This window comes from Candidatus Nealsonbacteria bacterium CG07_land_8_20_14_0_80_39_13, assembly GCA_002779355.1.
Lineage (GTDB): Bacteria > Patescibacteriota > Minisyncoccia > Minisyncoccales.
Window position 1 is genome coordinate 1 of sequence record PEWS01000007.1, and the last position, 18,430, is coordinate 18,430.

An 18,430-nucleotide genomic window follows, 5' to 3' on the forward strand; every position below is an offset into this window, starting at 1 on the left:
ATATGAAATTTTCAACAAAAGGTCAAACAAAATTTTCTTGGTGGCGCATTTCGCAAAGCGAAATACGAAATTCGGCGGCGGCGGAAAGCGAGGGCGGGCAAAAATTCCTGAAAGTTTGATTCTGGTGCCCTCAGCAGGAATCGAACCTGCATCTCAAGCTTCGGAGGCCTGTGTTCTGTCCATTATACCATGAGGGCAATCTTTTTATTTACTGGCGATTAAGAAGAGGTTGGTGTCTTTGTCTTTTCCCCTTTCGGTTTCCCCAAAATCTTTTATCGTGAACCCGGCTCTTTTTGCTAAATCGTTTAATTCCTTTGAAGAAAAAAGATGGACATATCTTTGAGTCAAAACCTTGCCCTGAAAATCTTTCCAAGGATAAAAAATGTCCTTAAAATCCAATTTTGACTTGCCGATTATTTTCAGAAAAGCGTTCTCCAAAAGCACTCTCCAAACCTGTTTCTTCGGACTTAATTTCCAAACAGTTAAAATCAGAACGCCGTTCTGTTTCAAAACCCTTTTTATTTCTTTCAGGAAGTCCAGCCGCAACTTCAAAGACGGGATATGGTGCAAGACAGCTATGGCAAAAACTTTATCAAAATAATTATCGCCAAAGGGAATATTCAAAGCATCGGCTGTCTGAAATTCGGCTTGAGGGTTATTTTTTTTGGCCAATTCTATCAGTTTTTCAGAGTTATCAATTCCATGATAATCCCCTCCCTTCTCTTTTATCGCCCCAAATAACCTTCCGTTGCCACAGCCTAAATCCAGAACTCTGTCGCCGGAATTTACGTATTCCAACAACCCGCCCAAATCCTTCCAAAAAAAACAGCGGGTATCAGAAAACCTCTCGGCAATCAGATCATAGCCGCCCTTACTCATTCCCAATAAATACCTTGCGTATTTCTCATCCATTGATTTTATTGATATTATAACTTATAGCTTATAACTTATGGACATCAACGAAACTATAATTGAAGAGCTAATTAACGCCAATTTAAAAAAATTAGGAGATTTGGCTGTGATAAAGAGAAGAATAGCCAAAAAATTCAAAACTCCTTGCCCTTCTAATATTTCCTTGCTTAAAACTTATCACGAATTGATTAAAAACAAAAACATTTCCCGTTCCGGAATAATTGAACATATTTTAAGAAAACGCCCTGTACGCTCTCTTTCCGGAATAGTCAACATCTCTGTTTTAACCAAACCCTACCCCTGCCCGGGAAAATGCATCTATTGTCCGACGGAAAAAAACATCCCTAAAAGTTATGTTTCCGGAGAGCCGGCCGTGGAGAGAGCAAAAAAATTAAACTTTGACCCTTATCTGCAAATAGAAAAAAGGATTGAGATGTTGGAGAACGAAGGCCACCCGACTGATAAACTCGAGGTCAGAATAATCGGCGCCACATGGAGTTATTATCAGAAGAGCTATCAAAATTGGTTTATTAAAAGATGCTTTCAGGCCTCTAATGGGAAAAAATCAAAAAGTAAAAATCAAAAAATTGAAGATGTCCAAAGATTGAATGAGAAAGCGAAACATAGGATTGTCGGCTTATCCATAGAAACAAGGCCTGATTTCATTGACGAGAAAGAAATAAAAAGATTGAGAACTCTTGGAATAACAATGGTGGAAATCGGAGTCCAGTCAATTTTTGATGATGTTTTGGCGCTGAACAAAAGAGGACATGGCTCGGAAGCCATCATTAAGGCGACTAAACTCCTGAAAGATGCCGGATTCAAAGTTTGTTATCAAATGATGCCTGATTTGCCCGGTTCAACCTTGGAAAAAGATGAAGAAATGTTCAGACAATTATTCAATAATCAAAATTTCCAACCGGACTTATTAAAAATATATCCGACTGCCATTCTGAAGGGCGCGGAATTATATAAATGGTGGAAGGACAAAAAATATAAGCCCTATTCAGCAAAAGATTTGATAAAACTGGTTACGGAAATAAAAAAGGAGGTCCCTTTTTATGTCCGCATCCAGAGAATCACCAGAGATATCCCGTCAAAAGACATTGTCGCCGGACCGGCTAAGATATCTAATTTACGGCAGATCGTCGTTGAGGAGATGGAAAAGAAAGGAGAGAAATGCAAATGCATAAGATGTCGAGAAATCGGGAAAGATTACGACGCTAAAGAAAAAATTCTGCTTTTCAGGGAAGATTATAACGCTTCCGGAGGAAAGGAGATATTTTTAAGTTTTGAAAACGAAAAAAGAGAAAAACTTTACAGCTTGCTCCGCCTCCGCATTCCGGCAGAAGGAAATTACTCCATTGTTCGCGAGCTCCATACTTATGGACAACAACTCCCAATATCCGGAAAATCAGACAAAGGAGGATGGGCCTCCTTCGCCTCTAATTCGGCGCAGCATAAGGGATTGGGAAAGAAATTAGTCAAAGAAGCGGAAAGGATAGCCGGGAAAGAATTCCATTCAGAAAGAATCTCAATAATCTCCGCTGTCGGAGCGAGACCGTACTACCGCAATCTCGGCTACCGCCTAACCTCCACCTATATGATCAAAAAATTGCGTAGCAACGTAAGCAGTAAATAAAAAAATAAAAAAGAGGCATTTGCCTCTTAATAGTCTGGATGACGTTTTTCCAAATCTCTCTCAGAAAGTCCTAATTGAGTCATCAACTGAGTTATCACTACATTAAAAACATATCTGGCCAAGGCTTCGGGGAATGATCCCAAGGGAAATAAACATTCCATTTCCTCTTTTGATATTCTTAAACTCTCTTCATACATTTTTCTTTTGGGCAAAACAATTATTAAGTCGCTCATTTCACCTATGGGGGATTTCGGATCAGATGTTATGGCAATTACCAAAGCGCCTCCTTTTTTAGCTACCTTAGCATCATTTACCGTCGCAATGGTACCGCCAGAATTAGATAGCACCACAACAATAGGACGTCCTGAAACCTTTAACATAAGACTATCTCCACATTTCCATGAAAAAAATCCTAACTGAATCAATCGCTGAAGAAAATCCGTTATCGCTTGACCCGATTGCCCTGCTCCTCCTCCGAACACCCCGTAAGAATACTTTGTGTCCCCTATCGTAATTTCAGGACCACTACTTCTTACCCTCGATAGCTCTTCTACGACAGCCAGTATCTGAGAAGTGTTATTTTCAATTACCCAAAGCTCGGCTAAACTTAATATCTCTGCCTGCTTCTTGCTTTGACCTTTCAATAATTCAACATTCCGATCGGTTATTGTTTTCATTTTTTACCTCCATTTCTTATAATATTTAATTATATTTAATTGTAAAAGACCTTGCGGACTTCTATATTCTCACGATAACAAAACCTTGAAATAATACAATACTATTAACGGATATTACATTCTTTCAAGGACGGAAATTCCCAGTAGAGATAAAGCTTCTTTCAGCGTCTTATTGACGGCGAAAGTCAAAGCTAAGCGGAATTTTTTCTTCTCTTCTGTTTCCGCTTTTATTATCTTGTGAAAATTGTATAAGGAGTTATATTTTTGAGCCAAATCAAAAGAAAATTCACAGACAATATTGGGCGAAAACCTTGTAGCCGCTTTTTCAACTGCTTCAGGAAATTTAAAAATCGCTCTCAAGACAGCCTCCTCTTCCTTATTAATAATCCCCCCGTCTGTCGGGAAAATTACTTCTTGGCCCGCTTTCTTCAAAACGCTTTCTGTTCTGGCGCAGACATACTGCAAATAAGGGCCGGAATCGCCTTTCAAATTAAGCATTTTATCCCAATCAAAAATAATATCTTTTTTATATTGCTGGGACAAATCATTGTATTTCACCGCTCCGATGCCGACGGCCTTAGCTATTTCCTTATCTTCGCTGATTTTTTCCGCCCGCTCAACAGCCTCATTAAGGATATTTTCCAAATGAATAGTTTCTCCCTTTCTGGTGGAAAACTTTCCATGAATATTTCTTATCAAGCCATGGCTGACATGAAAAAAATCTTCTTTTTTGCGCCAGCCTAAAAGCTCAACCGCCCGAAACAATTGCTTCAGGTGCAGGGATTGGTCAGCTCCGACTTCGTAAATAAACAAATCCGGCTTCCACTTCTTAAGGCGGTATTTTATGGTCGCTAAATCACGAGTCAGGTAAGTGGTTGTCCCATTTGATTTTAAAAGCATTGACGGCGGCAATTCATTGCCAGGATACTCAATTATTAAGGCGCCTTGACTCTCGGAAGCAATTTTCTTTTTAACCGCCTCTTTGATAATTTCATCCATTTTCCCTTCACGAACATAAAAACTTTCTCCCATACAATGGTCTATTTTCACTCCCAAAAGAGAATATATTCTTCCAAATTCTTTCAGACTCGTTTCAACGCAAAATTCCCAAATCTTCTTTGCTTCCTTGTCCCCCTTTTCCAGCTTCTTAAACCAAATCCTCGCCTCCTCCTCCATTATGGGATTACTTTGCGCCTCCTTATGAAATCTAATATAAATTTTTTCCAAGTCATCAATCGTAAGATTTTCCAAAACCAATTTTTCTTCCTTAATCTGGCGGATAAGCTTTCCGAATTGAGTGCCCCAATCCCCGAGATGGTTTACTCCGATGCATTTCCATCCTAAAAACTTATAAATATTGTAAACAGCTTGGCCGATTATAGTTGACCTTAAATGTCCGACACCGAAAGATTTGGCTATATTAGGAGAAGAATAATCAATAACAACAACTTTCTTTTCCCCTCCCTTTTTAGAACCTCTTTTTTTCTTATCACATGACTTGTTCAGGAAATCCAAAAGAGCTTTTTGGGAAACAAAAAAATTAATAAATCCCGGCTCAACAGCTTCTATTTTTTCAAATAGCCTGTCTTTCCTGTCCATAGACTTCAGTTCTCCAATGATTTTTAAAGCAACTTCCATGGGCGATTTTTTGATTTCTTTGGCAATTCTCATCGCCGTATTTACAGAATAATCTCCGAAAATTTCTTCCGTGGCTCCATCAACATCTATTCTCGGCATTTCAAAATCCGAAAAAAACCTTTCTTTCTGAAGGTTTTTTATCGCCCTTTCCACCATTTTCCCAATTTCCTCCTTAACCATAATACTTTCATCATATCGGAATTTACCGCCCAAAACAAGCATTATCTATAAAATTTTGCTAAGATAAAAACATAAAAACTATAAACAAAGATATGGATAATGTTTTAAGCGAAAACAGAAAGGCCTATTTTAACTACGAAATCATGGATAAATTCTCAGCCGGGATGGTTTTATTCGGCCACGAAGTGAAATCAATAAGAACGGGCAAGATGAGCTTGGTCGGCTCTTATGTCACTTTGCGGAACAACGAGGCTTATTTGACGGGCGCCAACATCCATCCCTATCAGCCCAAAAATATTACCGAAGGTTATAATCCAAAAAGAGACAGGAGGCTTCTTTTGAGGAAAAATGAGATAAACGAGCTTATCGGCAAAACAGAGCAAAAAGGCTTGACTTTGGCCCCCTTAAAGGTTTATACTGTAAAAGGTTTAATAAAGTTGGAATTCGCTATAGCCAAAGGAAAGAAGAAGGCTGATAAGCGCGAATCAATTAAAAAACGCGAATCCGACAGGGAAATAAGAAGAGCCTTCAAAAATAGCGTAATATCTTGAACCTATGTATTATGTTTATGTATTAAGAAGCCTAAAAGATAAAAAATTATACACAGGACATACCAATAATTTATCAGAAAGAATTGAGGAATATAATAAAGGATTGGCAAAGTCCACCAAAAATAGAAGACCTTTTGAATTGCTTTATTATGAAGCATCTAATATATTAGAGGATGCCGTAAAAAGAGAAAAATCACTGAAAACTGGCTTCGGTAGGGCATATTTAAAAAGAAGGATAAGCGGACTCTAAAAATACCTCAACAAAAAATGGTTGGGGCCTCGCCCGCAACGCTTCGCAAGCGAGCAAGCTCGCTTGCTCGCGTAGCGATGCGGACGGGGATGAATGTTTTGATGAAAAACTGATTCAAAACAAGCAAGCCAAGTCGCTGAATCTTGTAAAAAATCAGCAAAAAAGTAAGTGTAAACTCATTTACAAAAGTTAAAGACGCGTTTGTTTCTGCTTTCAGCGGAAGAATGGCTTTAGCTCCTGTCTGCGCTTAAAAACCGTAGGCCATCTGACTTATTAATTCTCGCTAAATAAAATCAGGTGTCATATCAGCGAGATGGGCGGTATTCTCCGAATGCAGGAATTCCGCTAAGACAATTGCATTCAAGGCACAGGAATTTTGCTTAGTTTATAGCCTGCGCCCCTTAAAAACTAAGCTAAGCTTGTAGAATTGTTTTGGAAAATTTTTCAGACGCGGGTTCAATCCCGCCATCTCCACAACAAATTTTGCTGTCGCAGAATTTGATCCCAAATTACTCACACAAATTACACTAAAAATGCCTCAAAATTTCAAAAGAACTTTCATTAACGGCCAAATAAGGGCTAAGGAAGTAAGACTAATAGACGAAACCGGCGCCCAGCTTGGAGTAATAAAAATAGAAGAGGCGCTCCAGATGGCTAAAGACCGCAACTCCGATCTAATTCAGGTCACAGAAAAAGTAGATCCTCCTGTCTGTAAAATAATGGACTATGGAAAATATTCATATCGGCAGGAAAAGAAAAAAAAGGAAGAAAAGAAACACCAGAAAGGAGGAGAAATGAAAACAATCAGATTAAGCTTCAATATTTCCATTCATGATATGGAGACAAGGGTTAGACAAGCGGAAAAATTTTTAAAAAAGGGAAGCGTCGTAAAAATAAAATTGAGACTCAGTGGGAGAGAAAAAGCCCTGCAGGAAGTGGCTAAAGGGAAAATAAGTAAATTTATTGAAATTTTGCAGGAAAAAGTTCCCGTCAAAACAGAGAAGGAAATAAAAAGAGAGGGAAGAGGACTGACGATGACAATTATGAAAGACACAACCCAGCGTAATGCTGTTGTTGCGCCCAAAGCAGAAACCTCTAACAGGGTTGACCAATCGACGCCAATCAGCTAATATGACAAACATATGAAAATAAAAACTCGCAAATCAATCACGAAACGTTTTAAGGTTACCAAAAACGGAAAGATTCTAAGAAGGCCATGTGGCCAGGACCATTTGCGTTCAAAAAAAACAGGAGAACAGGTCAGGAAGAAAAGAAAATGGGCAACTGTTTCAGATTCTGAAATAAAGAAAATAAAAAAATTACTGCATATATAATATGGTAAGAGTAAAAAGAGGAACAACGGCGAATAAAAGAAGAAAAGGTATCTTGAAATATACCAAGGGTTTTTGCTGGGGAAGAAAATCTAAATTCAAGGCAGCTAAAGACGCTATACGCCATGCTTGGGGTCACGCCTTTAAGGACAGAAGAGTGAAGAAAAGAACCTTCCGCCGGCTTTGGCAGATCAGAATAAATGCCGCCTGCAGAGAACAAGGAATCCCTTATAATCAACTCATCTTTAAACTTAAAGAAAAAAATATCATAATTGACAGAAAAGTCTTGTCAGAACTGACGGAAACCAATCCGGAAATATTCAACAAAATCATCTCCGAATTGAAATAAATTCTTGTTTTGCGGTTTCGGCTTCGTTCCATGGAATTTTTTTGCCGTTAGCCAAACACATCCATAATTCACTCCCCTTTCCCGTTGATATAATAACATCGCCCGGCTTTGCCGAGGCGATGGCTTTTTTTATCGCCTCCCTTCTGTCCAATATCTTCCATAATTTTGAATTTTGAATTTCATTTATAATTTGTAATTTGTAATTTCCGGCCAGAGGCCGGTCAGCCTTTGGCTGAGAGATTTGCGAAAAACCGCTTTCAATTTCTTCTATAATTTTAAGCGGATTTTCGTCATACGGGTCTTCATTAGTCAAAATAACCTCATCGCAATACTGGCCGGCAATTTTCCCAAGAATAGGCCGCTTCCATTTATCTCTCCCTCCTCCGCAAGATCCCAAAAGACAAATCAGTCTCCCGTCCTTAGGTTTTACTGTTTGATAAACTTTTTCCAACGCTTCCGGCGTAACCGCGTAATCAACAAAAAACTTAAACGGCTCCGAAATAACAAGCTGCATCCTGCCGGGAATTTCCCTCACTTTTTCTAAAGCATTTTTACAGATATTTAAATCAATCCCTTGGGAAAGCCCGACGCAAATCGCCGCCAAAGCATTATAAATATTAAAATCACCAATTAAGCGAAGGCTTAATTTAATATTTTGATTGTTCACCTCGCCATGATTTAAGCCATAAGTATATTTTTTTCTTGCCGTGTATTTCAAAAAATGCTCCGTATTTTTATCCTCCGCATTCACAACATGGACTCCCTTGGCCACCTGAAAAAGCCTCTCTTTGGCCTTTCTGTAATTTTCAAAAGAACCGTGGCTTTCAATGTGTTCCGGCTCCAGATTAGTGAAAACGGCTGTATCAAAATTAATAAAAGAATGACGGTGCTGTTTAATCCCTTCTGAACTTACCTCAAGAACCGCGTATTGGCAACTGGAATCAACCGCCTGCCTTAAAAATTTCTGGATAACCATCCTGCCCGGCATGGTCATTTTCAAGGGGTTGCTCCATTTTTTATTTTCAATTTTGAATCTTATTGAAGAAATTGAAGCAACCTTAAAACCGGCCTCTTCTAAAATGGCTGTTATCAGGGAAACTGTTGTTGATTTCCCATTGGTGCCGGTAACGCCGATTACCTTCAGTTTTCTTGAGGGAAAACGATAAATAATCGCTCCCAAAAACGGTAAAAAACAATGATACCAATCAATTAAAAACTCCGGCGTAATTTTTTTAATTATTTTCTTCAGAAACATAACATCTCTATTTTAACATATTTTTGTTGCAAAAAATCATCGACTGTGATAATGTGGGAATATGCCAATTACGGAATCGACAAAAAAAGCGTTGCGCCAATCCAAGAAAAAAAGATTAAGCAACATCAATTACAATAAAAAAATCAAAGACCTTAGTAAGGAGCTGGCTCTTTTAGTTTCACAGAAGAAGATGGATGAAGCCAAAAAACTCCTGCCTCAAGTTTACAAAATCATAGACAAGGCGACCAAAGTGAACGTGCTTAAAAAGAACACCGCCTCCAGAAGGAAATCAAAAATGGCCAGAATGGCCGGCTAAATCTCGGCTATTAACAGGTCAAGTCCGGCCTTAATGTCTATCACTCCGGTTTTAATGTCACAATCTGCCTGAAAAATTTTCCGGTAGATTTTTTTTAGGACAGGATAAGAAAATTTTGTGGCTTGGGCATAAGTTTTTTGAAGGACAAAGGGATGAAGCCCGACTTCCTTAACCATCTTTCCAAAAGATACATTCTTATCAATAAGGCTTCTGATATTCAAAAGATTTTTAAATTGATATTGTATCATGGAAAAAATATAAAAAGGCGACTCTCCTTTATCCATATGCCGACGGATAAAGAAAAGGGCTTTCTTCTTGTTGTTTTCAGCCACAGCGTCAATTGTTCTAAAGATATCAACCTCGTATTTCGGCCTCACTAAAACGCCCACATCTTCAGCGCTTATTGTTTTTTCTTTCATTTTATAGCCGGCCAATTTTCTGATTTCATTATTGAGACGCCACATATCATCGCCGGCAGAGGCGATTAATTTGCCTAAAGCCTCCGGAGATATCTTGACGCCGTATTCATCAAATTCTTTCTCTATCCAATTAACCAGATGCATCCCTTCTAAGAGCTTAAATTCCTGCGTTTTAGCGTTCTTAATCAAATATTTGAACAAAGAATCGCTTTTAAGAATCTTTCCTGTTTCATAAAAAACGAAAACGTCCTTAGAATCAAAAAAACTCTTACCCTTTTCAAGAAACTCTTTCTCTATATCTTTATCGGAAAAACAATTCCTCAAAATAACCAGTTTTTTTTCATCAAACATTGATACCGTCCGAGAGTCATTTCTGAAAGATTGGAAATCGTCTTTTTCTAAATCCACATACCTCAAATTCAATCCGCTTTTATGGATCTTTTTATACTGCCCTACTATCTCCTTCAGCTTTTGCCAGCTTCTATATGTATCCTGGCCATAAATAAATACAATCATAATTTTTGACAGAGAGGACAAAAATGAGCAGTTCTCCCGCCTATTTTCACACTCTCAATTATTGTCCCGCAAACAAAACACTTCTCCCCTTGCCTCCGATAAACTTTTATTTCTTTATCAAAATTTCCTTTTTCTCCGTTAATATCCCTGAAGTCAGAGAAACTCTCTCCGCCAAGCTTAATCGCTTTTTCCAGAACCGGTTTTATATTGCAATAAATTTCCTGTAATTCCCCTTCGTTAAGATCCGATGTTTTCTCCAAAGGATTAACTTTCGCTCTGAATAAAATTTCATCTGAATAAATATTGCCTATCCCGACAATTACTGACTGGTCCATCAGAACCTGCTTTATCCTGCCCTTTCTCCCGCTTAAAACCTTTTTAAACCTATTAAAAGTAAACTCTTTATCCAGTGGCTCCGGTCCTAAAGAAATGAAGCTTTTTGAACCAAGCAAATCACAAGTTTTCCATAACTCTATTTTAGCAAATCTTCTGACGTCGGAAAGAGCAAGTATGCTTCCATCATCCATCCGAAAAATAAAACGGATAAATTCGTCGGCGTTATCTTCCCCTCGTTCCCCGAGAAGAAAATGTCCCGTAAGCTTCATATGGGCTAAAAGAGACAATCCCTCTGATAAATCAAAAATAATATTTTTTCCTCTTCTCCAAATTTTTTTTATTTTTTTCCCCTTTATTCCTTTTTTAAACTCTTCTAAGGTTTTCGGTTTCTTAATCTGATTCAGAGAGTCAGTCCAAATATCAAAGAATGTCCTGTTTAGGACATTCTGCAAGCCTCTGACTATTGTTTCTACCTCCGGCAATTCAGGCATTTTAAAATTATGATAAGATATTCCTTATTTTTTCAATAATCTTGCTGGGGGTAAAATGGGCTTTTATCAAATAATCGGCCGCTCCTATTTTTAAAGCTTTTTCAATATCTTCTTTTTGCCCCAAATTAGAAAGAATAACAACGGGTATTGAAGATAGCTCCTCATCTTCCTTTACCTTCGTCAAAACCTCAAATCCGTCCATATTCGGCAAAATAAGGTCCAGCAAAACTAACTGGGGCTTTTCTTCTCTTATCTTTTTCAAGCCCTCTTCTCCATTACAGGCAATAGAAACGTTAAACCCTTCGCTTTCAACCTTGCGGAGAATTAATTCTCTTAAAAATTCGTCATCTTCAATAATCAAAACTTTATCTGCCATATTTTTTAAATTATTTTTTAATTAACTTTTTTAATTTATATGACTCCATTATACTTATTAAACGCTGATTAGGCAACGGCTGACAAAAAATCAAGTCATTTCCATGGCGGGGAAAGAAAAGAAGAAGGTTGTTCCCTTTCCTTGCGCCGACTCAAACCATATCTCTCCCTTATGAGCGTCTATTATATTCTTGACGATAAATAACCCCAGCCCTGAACCTTCGGCGTCCATTCTAACGGCTTCTTGAGATCTAAAAAATTTAGTGAATATCCTTCCTTTCAAATTTTCAGGAATCCCCATGCCACTATCTTTTATTGAAAACCTCACCTCGCCTTCCGCTTGCCTCAAATTAATTTCAATCTTTCCTCCTTGAGAAGTATAATTTATGGCATTGTCAAAAAGGTTATGAACGGCTATGGCGATCTTTTCAGAATCAATAAAAACTGCCGGCAACTCCCCTTCAGGCTCTTTTTTAAAAATCAGCTCCACGCCTTTTTTCTCTGCAATCGGCCGGTAAGAATCTATCTCTGACCTGATAATCTTTTCCATATCCCCAAAATCAGGATTATAAAGATACCTTCCCTCCTCAATTCTTGTCACATTTAAAAGGTCGTTGATGAGGTTTATCATTTTCTCGTTGGATACGTAAGCTTTTTTAAGAAAATCACTTTGATCGCGACTGATTGGTCCAAAATCTCCCCTTATAATCATATCCAGCGCCCATTTTATAGTTGACAAAGGCATTCTTAATTGATGGGCAGTGATGCTCACGAATTCGGTTTTGGCTTTTTCAACCATTTTCTCTCTGGTCACGTCACGGAGAATAATTAATGTCCCCGCATCATTGCCGCCTCTTTTAACGATGCTGATTGTCGCCTCAAGGATTAATCCCTCTTTTATCTGAATTTCTTTCTTAGAAATGGGCTTCATCTCTCCGTTGAATATTTTTATCAAAGGTTGAAGGGTCGGGAAGCTTTCCAAATCAAAAAACTTTTTCCATTTAATATCAAACTCCCTTACTCCTAAGAAAATCTCCGCTTGAGGATTAATCATGGAAACAACCTTATGCTTATCCAGAAACAAAAGCCCGTCTGACAAATTAAAAATCAAAGCATGATTTTTATCTTTCTCTTCCTCTGCTTTCCCTAATGCATCCCTCAAGCCTTCTGTTTTCTTTTGGACTATTTCTTCCAAATCTTTATTGGTAATCATCAGTTCTTCTTTCTGCTCTGATTCTCCAATAAGCCCTGACATCAGCAAATAGCCGAGTATCAAAAGCAAAGAAAAAGAAACGAAATTCCAAATGTATTCTATGAGAGTTGTTGAAAGAAAAATATGGACAAGAGGCAATATTGCGAAAGACATCATTAATATTCTATAAAAAGAGATCATTTTGCCCTGAACATCTCCCTGAACAGCCATATAAGCGCCGAAACCAAGGAAGAAAATAGCTGAATAATCGCCAAGAGCGTAATAAAAGGAACGATAAAAAATAAAATCTTCAGCCATGAAAGAAACTAAAGAATGGAAGATAATGTCAAAAACAACAAACAATGAAAAACCGAACAAAACATACTGTGTTTCACTTTTTTCCTTGTAAGGAAGCCCGGCGTATTTCCTGAAAAAACGCAACAGCACAAAAAAAGCCATGAAGAGTAAAGAGAGGTGAAAAAATAAGTGCATCTCTCCGAAGTTAACGATGTTCACTCCAAATTCGCTCATCTCTACGCCCTTAACAAAATAGTTCGTGAATAAGGTGGTCAAAGAAAAAACTGAGGCGATCAGAAAAACGGCCTTATCTAAAATTCCGGACCTCTTCTGGACGGTAGGGAAATAAACTGTAAGGAGATAAAGGGGAATTAATATAATAAAAGCAATGGAAAAATTTATTTTTGCCCGAAGAACCGACTGATCAATGTCAGCCGCAAAAGGCGAGAGGTAACCGAATGTTATCCAAAGAAAAAGGAGGATTGCTATTGAAAAAACAATCTGATTAACCGGCGCTTTTTTGTTTTTCAGAAAAGCCCAAAAACCCAAACCCAAGACGAGAGAGTCAAGAAAAAAGATGATGATTTGATTTATCAGAATTATTCCTTCCATTATTTTAATTTTACATTTTTATAATTAAAAATACAAATAAAGATTACCACAAACTCAAATTCTTCTTAGGCTCGTTCTTCCCTGCTTCCAAAAACTTATCAACTAAGCTACGGAAACCGAATTTCTCAAACAATTGCCTTACGCTTTCTTTATCATAACTTCCGAAAGAACAGCCGTCCAAATCAAAGTCAAAAGGAACGTCTTTCTTAAGCTCTCCCAATCTCTTACTTAAAAAAGCCATCTCCTTTGACTTCAAAAGTGTTTCTTTCAACTTCGGGCTGATTTTCCCATTGCCATCCTTATCTCCTTCCAACTCCCCATAAAGATGTTCCATATCCCTAAAATCTTGAATAAGCTTTATGGCTGTTTTTTCTCCTACGCCTTTAACTCCGGGGATATTGTCTGAAGTATCTCCCCTCAACCCTTTGAAAAAGGATATTTGATCAGGAGCAAGCCCGTATTTTTCTTCAACATCTTTCCTCCCATAAAGAGCGGCGTCTTTCACTCCCCTTCTTAAAAAATAAACTTTCGTCCGTTCATTAACTAATTGAAGAATGTCCATATCTCCGCTTACGATTGTTATCAAAACATCTTCTCCCTTACCTCCCTTGGTGATTTTTTCGACGATGGTGCCTATCATATCGTCAGCCTCAAATCCTGTTTTCTCAAATATCTTTACGCTAAAAACTTTCAGGAATTCTTTTACTCCTGAAAATTGAGGAATCAATCCTTCCTGCATAGGAGGCCTCTTGGCCTTGTACTCCTTAAACTCGTCATGCCGAAATGTTTTCCCGGGCAAATCAAAAGTGGCAGCCAGATAATCAGGCTTGAGTTCTTTAATTACCTTTATAAAAACCAACAAAAAACCATAAACGGCATTGACCAATTCTCCGTTTTTAGCGGTCAAAGGAGGTAGGGCGTGAAAAGCCCGATGAATAATTGAATTGCTATCAAGAATAACCAAATGTTTCATCTTTTTTAATTTCTATTTTTTAATTCTTCAATGTCAATTCCGCTTTCAGCTTTGCCCATCCTGTCAACATTTATATCTAATTCTTGATTAGCCCAATCCGGCTCCGTAATATTATCGTCACCCCACTCACCATTAGAATATTTTCCCAACGCCATATCCAACGCTTTTCTTTCTGTTTCTGCGTTAACTTCAATCTCAAAATTACTATAAACTTTTAACGCCAAACTAACTTTATATTTTTTCATAGCTTTCTATCTGTTATAAATTCAGGCATCTCTGCCTTAAGATAATCTTCGCCTGCTTTTTTAAATAATCTATTATAATCTCCGAAATTTTTACACTTTTTGAAATCTTCCTTTAATCTCTTTAATCTGTTGGTACTGGCAGGCCTATTTTTTGTAACGGCAAATAATTGAAATAATAGGAACACCCGGCTATTGAAATAACATAATCTAAAACATCTTTATACTCTGGTTTTTTGAACCAATCATTTAAGATGTAAATATATTGCACTTCAACATTCAATCTTGATAAAAGTTTTTTATACTGCTTAATCTTAAAATCACAGGTTTGTAATTTTTCATCCGTTGAGCCAGCGACTTCCTGAAATTTAATCTCAAGAATAAAAAAAGTGTTATTCGTTATCACAAATATCGCATCGTCCGGCAAAAGTCGCTTAGAAATAAATTTTTTATAATCTATTTTGTTCTCCTCTAAATATTTGTATAACCCGTGTTTTCTGAAAGACACGGCGACTTTTTCGCCGTTATAAAAAATCGCGCTTCCCTGAACTTTATAATTTTTCTTTGATTTTATAAAAGTCAAAAAAACCACTTTACCCTCAAAATAAAGCCCCGTTTTCGTGTTAGCTCCGCCTATTTTCCCTTTTCTCATAAAATTATTTTTTATTTAATTTATTCTTGATATTTCTGTCCAATTCCTCAAACCTTTTGATTGATAAATCTAAATATTTTTTTTCGTTATCAATCCCGATAAATTTTCTTCCATAAAAATAAGCCGCCAAACCTGTCGTAGAACTCCCGGTAAAAGGATCCAGTATTAAATCGCCCCTATTCGTGCTGGCCAAAACTATTCTTCTTAACAAATCAGATGGCTTTTGTGTCGGGTGTTTCCCGAATTTTTTTTCAATTGGCTTGGGCGTATTTATTGACCACACAGAACGCATCTGCAGCCCCGGTTTTTTGATTTCATCTTCCGGCCATTCGCCGTTTTTCATTAAATCATAGTTGAAAGTATGCTTTGCTTTTTCTTCTTTTCTCGCCCAAATTAAGGTTTCATGACTGGCGGTAAAAAACCGACAACTCAAATTCGGCGAAGCATTTGGCTTAAACCACGCGATATCGTTAAGAATATGAAATTTGTTAACTTCAAGAGCAAATCCGCATTGATAAATTGAGTGATAAGTTCCACTGATCCAAATTGTTCCACTTGGCTTTAGAATTCTTTTACATTCTTTAGTCCATGCAAAATGAAATTCAAAATTCTTTTTTAATCCATTACTCAAATCCCAATCACCCTTCTTAACGCTAACCATTTTACCATTTTGGCAAGTAAAACTTCCGCTTGATAAAAAATACGGAGGATCAGCGAAAATCATATCCACGGAATTTTCCGGAATTTCTTTTAAAAATTCAAGTGAATCAGCTTGATAAAGTGTAAAGTTTGGTTTTTCGTAATATGGTTTTCCCATGAGATTATTATAGCAAAAATTGGCTATGATTGTTTGATGGTGATTTTTCTCTTGTCTTCGCCGATGACTTTGAAGGTGAGCCAGATTGTTCTCTCGGGCATAATCTTTTTAATATTCTCCGGCCACTCAACAGCAACGATATTTTCGGGATTGGAAAATATTTCTTGAAAACCTAAATCAATTGCTTCCTTTTCTCTTTTTATCCTATAACAATCAATATGATAAAAATTTTTATATTTTTTGAAAATATTGAAAGTCGGGCTCAATATTTTTTCTTTTATTCCCAACCCTTTGGCGAATCCTTGGACAAAGGTTGTTTTCCCTCCCCCTAAATTTCCCTTCAGCCCCAAAACAGCCCCTCCTTCTCCGGTCAAAATCTCCTTGGCTAAGTTTTCAGCTATTTTTTTTGTCTCCGAAGCGCTTTTTGTAATCACAGAAAATTGACTTAACATAAAAAACAGGATAAAAAGGAAGTAATGTAATAGTATTTTATCTTTTTTTAAACAATTTTACAAAAAAAATGGACGAAGGCTCAAAAAAAATATATGAAAAAATAGAAAGTATACCTGACCTCAAGGAAAGAATGAGCGCCTTAGAAAGCGTCCCGACAACAGAAGCGATAGAGACCTTGTTAAGAGGGGCGATTGATTTGAATTCCTCTGATATTCATATTGAACCGGAAGAAGACGGAGCTAAAATCAGATTGAGACTTGACGGAATGCTTCAGGATGTAACCGTCCTTGATTTGAAAATTTTTCAAAAACTACTCTCCAGATTAAAATTACTATCCGAAATGCGGCTTAATGTTTCCGACCGTCCTCAAGACGGCCGTTTTACCGCGCCGATCCAAGATTCTGAAATAGAAATAAGAACATCAACCCTGCCATCCAAAAACGGAGAGTCAGTGGTTTTAAGACTTTTAAATCCTAAGAAATTAATTGAGATAGAGGGATTGGGGTTAAGGAAAGATCTGCTAGAAGTATTTAAAAAGGAAATGATAAAGCCGAACGGGATGATTATCGTTACCGGTCCGACAGGATCGGGAAAAACCACCACTCTTTACGCTGTTCTGAAGGGAATACAAAGCTCGGAAATAAAAATCATTACCATAGAAGACCCGATAGAATATCATTTGGACGGAATTTCTCAAACTCAAGTAAGTCCAGATAAAGGATTTGACTTCGCTTCGGAATTAAAATCTATGGTCGGGCAAGACGCAAATATCTCTTCGTCGAGCAGTAAAGGATATGACTTCGCTTCCGGATTGAGGTCTATTGTCAGACAGGACCCTGACGTTATTCTGATTGGAGAAATAAGAGACTCTGAAACCGCCGGCATAGCCATTCAAGCGTCTCTGACCGGACACCTTGTCCTTTCCACCTTGCACACCAATGACGCCGCCGGAACAATAGCCAGATTACTGAACTTAGGGATCAAGCCTTCTGACATCGGCCCGGCCATTAATGTCGTCATTGCCCAAAGACTGGTCAGAAAAGTCTGCAAAAAATGTTCTGAATTAAAACAGGCCGAGAAAGAAGACATTGAAAAACTGGAAAAAGGAACAAAAGGGTTGAAGGGAAAAATAACCTTGCCGAAAATTGATTCTAACCTGAAAATCCCCTCTGCTAAGGGATGCAAGGAATGTAATTTTACCGGCTATAAAGGGAGAGTCGGGGTTTTTGAGGTTATGCTTATTGATTCAAAAATGGAAAAATTTGTATTGGAAAATCCCTCCACTTCAGCGCTTGGAGAGGAGGCCATAAAGAATGGAATGACAACAATGAAAGAGGACGGATTGTTTAAAGTTTTAGAAGGAATAACGACAATTGAAGAAGTTAAAAGAGTAATCGGAGAATAAAAAAAGCCACAAAACTGGGGGCTTCCCGCATTGCTGCGGGAAACGTAAGGTTTGGAACACAAAGTTTGGAATTCCCCCGAGGAGCAACCGAGTCGGAACAAGGCTGTCCATCTGCGGAAAATTCCTAACCCCCAGTTTTAAGGCTATTTTTAATGATATATGAATGATAGCAAATCTTTGACAACTTGTCAAGTATTTTGTCATAATTCACCAATTTCACCAAATTTAAACAAAATTAAAAGGGGAATCGTGTGCGATTACCCCCTTTGAAAGCAAAAAGTTCCTTCTCGCTCCCCTATAGGACTAAAACCCTTTTTGGGCGAGTCCTTTAAAAAAATAAAAAACATCTTCTATTTTTCCGATTCCCTTTTCTTCTCCTTCTCGAGCCTTCTCTTCTCAAAAGAGTCCTTTTGCTCAGCAGAAAGAGGATTTGTTTTCATTTTTTTTCACCTCCTTTGTTTTTATTTTTGTTATATAGATTCATCCTTCATGTGGCGATGCGTCGTGAGACCACCCTCGGTGTTATCATCCAACGCCCCCTCCGTCACC

The 18,430-nt window shown here is 37.7% G+C and carries 21 protein-coding genes, 1 tRNA gene, 1 other RNA gene and 1 other annotated feature; of the genes, 9 read left to right on the forward strand and 14 right to left on the reverse strand.

What is annotated here, in order from left to right:
- Window positions 1–122: 122 nt before the first annotated feature.
- A tRNA-Arg gene (locus tag COS96_00395) sits at window positions 123–197 on the reverse strand.
- A gap of 7 nt (window positions 198–204) precedes the next feature.
- A complete protein-coding gene (locus tag COS96_00400; protein PIU44152.1) occupies window positions 205–912 on the reverse strand; it encodes a hypothetical protein in 708 nt (235 codons plus the stop codon).
- A gap of 37 nt (window positions 913–949) precedes the next feature.
- Here COS96_00400 and COS96_00405 point away from each other — a divergent pair, with 37 nt between their 5' ends.
- Window positions 950–2,554 (forward strand): tRNA uridine(34) 5-carboxymethylaminomethyl modification radical SAM/GNAT enzyme Elp3, encoded by a 1,605-nt coding sequence (locus COS96_00405; protein ID PIU44153.1) that lies wholly within the window; start codon window positions 950–952, stop codon window positions 2,552–2,554.
- Between the two features lie 26 nt (window positions 2,555–2,580).
- On the opposite strand, the gene COS96_00410 is transcribed toward COS96_00405, so the two are convergent.
- Both COS96_00410 and COS96_00415 read right to left on the reverse strand, forming a co-directional pair.
- Window positions 2,581–3,231, reverse strand: coding sequence for a hypothetical protein (locus COS96_00410; GenBank protein ID PIU44154.1), 651 nt, complete (start codon window positions 3,229–3,231; stop codon window positions 2,581–2,583).
- A gap of 114 nt (window positions 3,232–3,345) precedes the next feature.
- The gene (locus tag COS96_00415; protein ID PIU44155.1) at window positions 3,346–5,091 is read right to left on the reverse strand and encodes an arginine--tRNA ligase; all 1,746 of its coding nucleotides are present in this window, start codon (window positions 5,089–5,091) and stop codon (window positions 3,346–3,348) included.
- A 50-nt stretch (window positions 5,092–5,141) separates the two neighbouring features.
- Here COS96_00415 and COS96_00420 point away from each other — a divergent pair, with 50 nt between their 5' ends.
- The 6 genes from COS96_00420 to COS96_00445 all read left to right on the forward strand — a co-directional run bounded on the left by COS96_00420 (window position 5,142) and on the right by COS96_00445 (window position 7,530).
- Entirely contained in the window at window positions 5,142–5,600 is a 459-nt protein-coding gene (locus COS96_00420; protein PIU44156.1) for an SsrA-binding protein, read from the forward strand.
- Window positions 5,601–5,604: 4 nt separating this feature from the next.
- Window positions 5,605–5,850 carry an excinuclease ABC subunit C gene (locus COS96_00425; protein ID PIU44157.1) on the forward strand — a complete coding sequence of 82 codons (246 nt, stop codon included), beginning with the start codon at window positions 5,605–5,607 and terminating at the stop codon, window positions 5,848–5,850.
- Window positions 5,746–5,803 (forward strand) — a sequence feature (possible 23S ribosomal RNA but 16S or 23S rRNA prediction is too short). Its footprint overlaps the gene before it by 58 nt.
- A gap of 85 nt (window positions 5,851–5,935) precedes the next feature.
- Window positions 5,936–6,327, forward strand: a transfer-messenger RNA (tmRNA) gene (gene ssrA / locus COS96_00430).
- A gap of 56 nt (window positions 6,328–6,383) precedes the next feature.
- On the forward strand, window positions 6,384–6,980 hold the full coding sequence (locus COS96_00435; protein PIU44158.1) for a translation initiation factor IF-3: 597 nt from the start codon (window positions 6,384–6,386) through the stop codon (window positions 6,978–6,980).
- A gap of 12 nt (window positions 6,981–6,992) precedes the next feature.
- Complete coding sequence (locus COS96_00440; GenBank protein PIU44159.1) at window positions 6,993–7,184, forward strand: 50S ribosomal protein L35; 192 nt, start codon at window positions 6,993–6,995, stop codon at window positions 7,182–7,184.
- A 1-nt stretch (window position 7,185) separates the two neighbouring features.
- Window positions 7,186–7,530, forward strand: coding sequence for a 50S ribosomal protein L20 (locus COS96_00445; protein PIU44160.1), 345 nt, complete (start codon window positions 7,186–7,188; stop codon window positions 7,528–7,530).
- On the opposite strand, the gene COS96_00450 is transcribed toward COS96_00445, so the two are convergent.
- The gene (locus COS96_00450) at window positions 7,511–8,785 is read right to left on the reverse strand and encodes a hypothetical protein (protein ID PIU44161.1); all 1,275 of its coding nucleotides are present in this window, start codon (window positions 8,783–8,785) and stop codon (window positions 7,511–7,513) included. The two genes, COS96_00445 and COS96_00450, sit on opposite strands and share 20 nt — an antisense overlap.
- A gap of 61 nt (window positions 8,786–8,846) precedes the next feature.
- Here COS96_00450 and COS96_00455 point away from each other — a divergent pair, with 61 nt between their 5' ends.
- Window positions 8,847–9,101, forward strand: a complete 255-nt coding sequence (locus COS96_00455; GenBank protein ID PIU44162.1) for a 30S ribosomal protein S20 — start codon at window positions 8,847–8,849, stop codon at window positions 9,099–9,101.
- Here COS96_00455 and holA read toward each other — a convergent pair.
- From holA to COS96_00500, 9 genes are all read right to left on the reverse strand, one after another.
- A complete protein-coding gene (holA, locus tag COS96_00460; protein PIU44163.1) occupies window positions 9,098–10,036 on the reverse strand; it encodes a DNA polymerase III subunit delta in 939 nt (312 codons plus the stop codon). The two genes, COS96_00455 and holA, sit on opposite strands and share 4 nt — an antisense overlap.
- Complete coding sequence (locus tag COS96_00465; protein PIU44164.1) at window positions 10,033–10,863, reverse strand: DNA-formamidopyrimidine glycosylase; 831 nt, start codon at window positions 10,861–10,863, stop codon at window positions 10,033–10,035. The genes holA and COS96_00465 overlap by 4 nt, the downstream gene beginning before the upstream one ends.
- Before the next feature lie 7 nt (window positions 10,864–10,870).
- The gene (locus COS96_00470) at window positions 10,871–11,239 is read right to left on the reverse strand and encodes a response regulator (GenBank protein PIU44165.1); all 369 of its coding nucleotides are present in this window, start codon (window positions 11,237–11,239) and stop codon (window positions 10,871–10,873) included.
- A 90-nt stretch (window positions 11,240–11,329) separates the two neighbouring features.
- Entirely contained in the window at window positions 11,330–13,339 is a 2,010-nt protein-coding gene (locus tag COS96_00475) for a hypothetical protein (GenBank protein PIU44166.1), read from the reverse strand.
- A gap of 43 nt (window positions 13,340–13,382) precedes the next feature.
- On the reverse strand, window positions 13,383–14,312 hold the full coding sequence (locus tag COS96_00480; GenBank protein PIU44167.1) for a hypothetical protein: 930 nt from the start codon (window positions 14,310–14,312) through the stop codon (window positions 13,383–13,385).
- A gap of 5 nt (window positions 14,313–14,317) precedes the next feature.
- Window positions 14,318–14,557, reverse strand: coding sequence for a hypothetical protein (locus tag COS96_00485; GenBank protein PIU44168.1), 240 nt, complete (start codon window positions 14,555–14,557; stop codon window positions 14,318–14,320).
- A 121-nt stretch (window positions 14,558–14,678) separates the two neighbouring features.
- Window positions 14,679–15,206 (reverse strand): hypothetical protein, encoded by a 528-nt coding sequence (locus tag COS96_00490; protein PIU44169.1) that lies wholly within the window; start codon window positions 15,204–15,206, stop codon window positions 14,679–14,681.
- Between the two features lie 4 nt (window positions 15,207–15,210).
- The gene (locus COS96_00495; protein PIU44170.1) at window positions 15,211–16,023 is read right to left on the reverse strand and encodes a site-specific DNA-methyltransferase; all 813 of its coding nucleotides are present in this window, start codon (window positions 16,021–16,023) and stop codon (window positions 15,211–15,213) included.
- Window positions 16,024–16,046: 23 nt separating this feature from the next.
- A complete protein-coding gene (locus COS96_00500) occupies window positions 16,047–16,475 on the reverse strand; it encodes a tRNA (adenosine(37)-N6)-threonylcarbamoyltransferase complex ATPase subunit type 1 TsaE (protein ID PIU44171.1) in 429 nt (142 codons plus the stop codon).
- Between the two features lie 68 nt (window positions 16,476–16,543).
- On the opposite strand from COS96_00500, the gene COS96_00505 reads away from it, so the two are divergent.
- A complete protein-coding gene (locus COS96_00505) occupies window positions 16,544–17,881 on the forward strand; it encodes a hypothetical protein (protein PIU44172.1) in 1,338 nt (445 codons plus the stop codon).
- Window positions 17,882–18,430 lie beyond the last annotated feature (549 nt).

Excerpts from the sequence above, each read along its gene's own strand:
- COS96_00450 (PIU44161.1), bottom strand. The coding sequence starts at position 8,785 with ATGTTTCTGAAGAAAATAATTAAAAAAATTACGCCGGAGTTTTTAATT.
- COS96_00435 (PIU44158.1), top strand. The coding sequence starts at position 6,384 with ATGCCTCAAAATTTCAAAAGAACTTTCATTAACGGCCAAATAAGGGCT.
- COS96_00480 (PIU44167.1), bottom strand. The coding sequence starts at position 14,312 with ATGAAACATTTGGTTATTCTTGATAGCAATTCAATTATTCATCGGGCT.
- COS96_00495 (PIU44170.1), bottom strand. The coding sequence starts at position 16,023 with ATGGGAAAACCATATTACGAAAAACCAAACTTTACACTTTATCAAGCT.
- COS96_00475 (PIU44166.1), bottom strand. The coding sequence starts at position 13,339 with ATGGAAGGAATAATTCTGATAAATCAAATCATCATCTTTTTTCTTGAC.
- COS96_00405 (PIU44153.1), top strand. The coding sequence starts at position 950 with ATGGACATCAACGAAACTATAATTGAAGAGCTAATTAACGCCAATTTA.
- COS96_00440 (PIU44159.1), top strand. The coding sequence starts at position 6,993 with ATGAAAATAAAAACTCGCAAATCAATCACGAAACGTTTTAAGGTTACC.
- COS96_00410 (PIU44154.1), bottom strand. The coding sequence starts at position 3,231 with ATGAAAACAATAACCGATCGGAATGTTGAATTATTGAAAGGTCAAAGC.
- COS96_00465 (PIU44164.1), bottom strand. The coding sequence starts at position 10,863 with ATGCCTGAATTGCCGGAGGTAGAAACAATAGTCAGAGGCTTGCAGAAT.
- holA (PIU44163.1), bottom strand. The coding sequence starts at position 10,036 with ATGATTGTATTTATTTATGGCCAGGATACATATAGAAGCTGGCAAAAG.
- COS96_00505 (PIU44172.1), top strand. The coding sequence starts at position 16,544 with ATGGACGAAGGCTCAAAAAAAATATATGAAAAAATAGAAAGTATACCT.
- COS96_00420 (PIU44156.1), top strand. The coding sequence starts at position 5,142 with ATGGATAATGTTTTAAGCGAAAACAGAAAGGCCTATTTTAACTACGAA.
- COS96_00425 (PIU44157.1), top strand. The coding sequence starts at position 5,605 with ATGTATTATGTTTATGTATTAAGAAGCCTAAAAGATAAAAAATTATAC.
- COS96_00455 (PIU44162.1), top strand. The coding sequence starts at position 8,847 with ATGCCAATTACGGAATCGACAAAAAAAGCGTTGCGCCAATCCAAGAAA.
- COS96_00490 (PIU44169.1), bottom strand. The coding sequence starts at position 15,206 with ATGAGAAAAGGGAAAATAGGCGGAGCTAACACGAAAACGGGGCTTTAT.
- COS96_00485 (PIU44168.1), bottom strand. The coding sequence starts at position 14,557 with ATGAAAAAATATAAAGTTAGTTTGGCGTTAAAAGTTTATAGTAATTTT.
- COS96_00445 (PIU44160.1), top strand. The coding sequence starts at position 7,186 with ATGGTAAGAGTAAAAAGAGGAACAACGGCGAATAAAAGAAGAAAAGGT.
- COS96_00470 (PIU44165.1), bottom strand. The coding sequence starts at position 11,239 with ATGGCAGATAAAGTTTTGATTATTGAAGATGACGAATTTTTAAGAGAA.
- COS96_00415 (PIU44155.1), bottom strand. The coding sequence starts at position 5,091 with ATGCTTGTTTTGGGCGGTAAATTCCGATATGATGAAAGTATTATGGTT.
- COS96_00400 (PIU44152.1), bottom strand. The coding sequence starts at position 912 with ATGGATGAGAAATACGCAAGGTATTTATTGGGAATGAGTAAGGGCGGC.
- COS96_00500 (PIU44171.1), bottom strand. The coding sequence starts at position 16,475 with ATGTTAAGTCAATTTTCTGTGATTACAAAAAGCGCTTCGGAGACAAAA.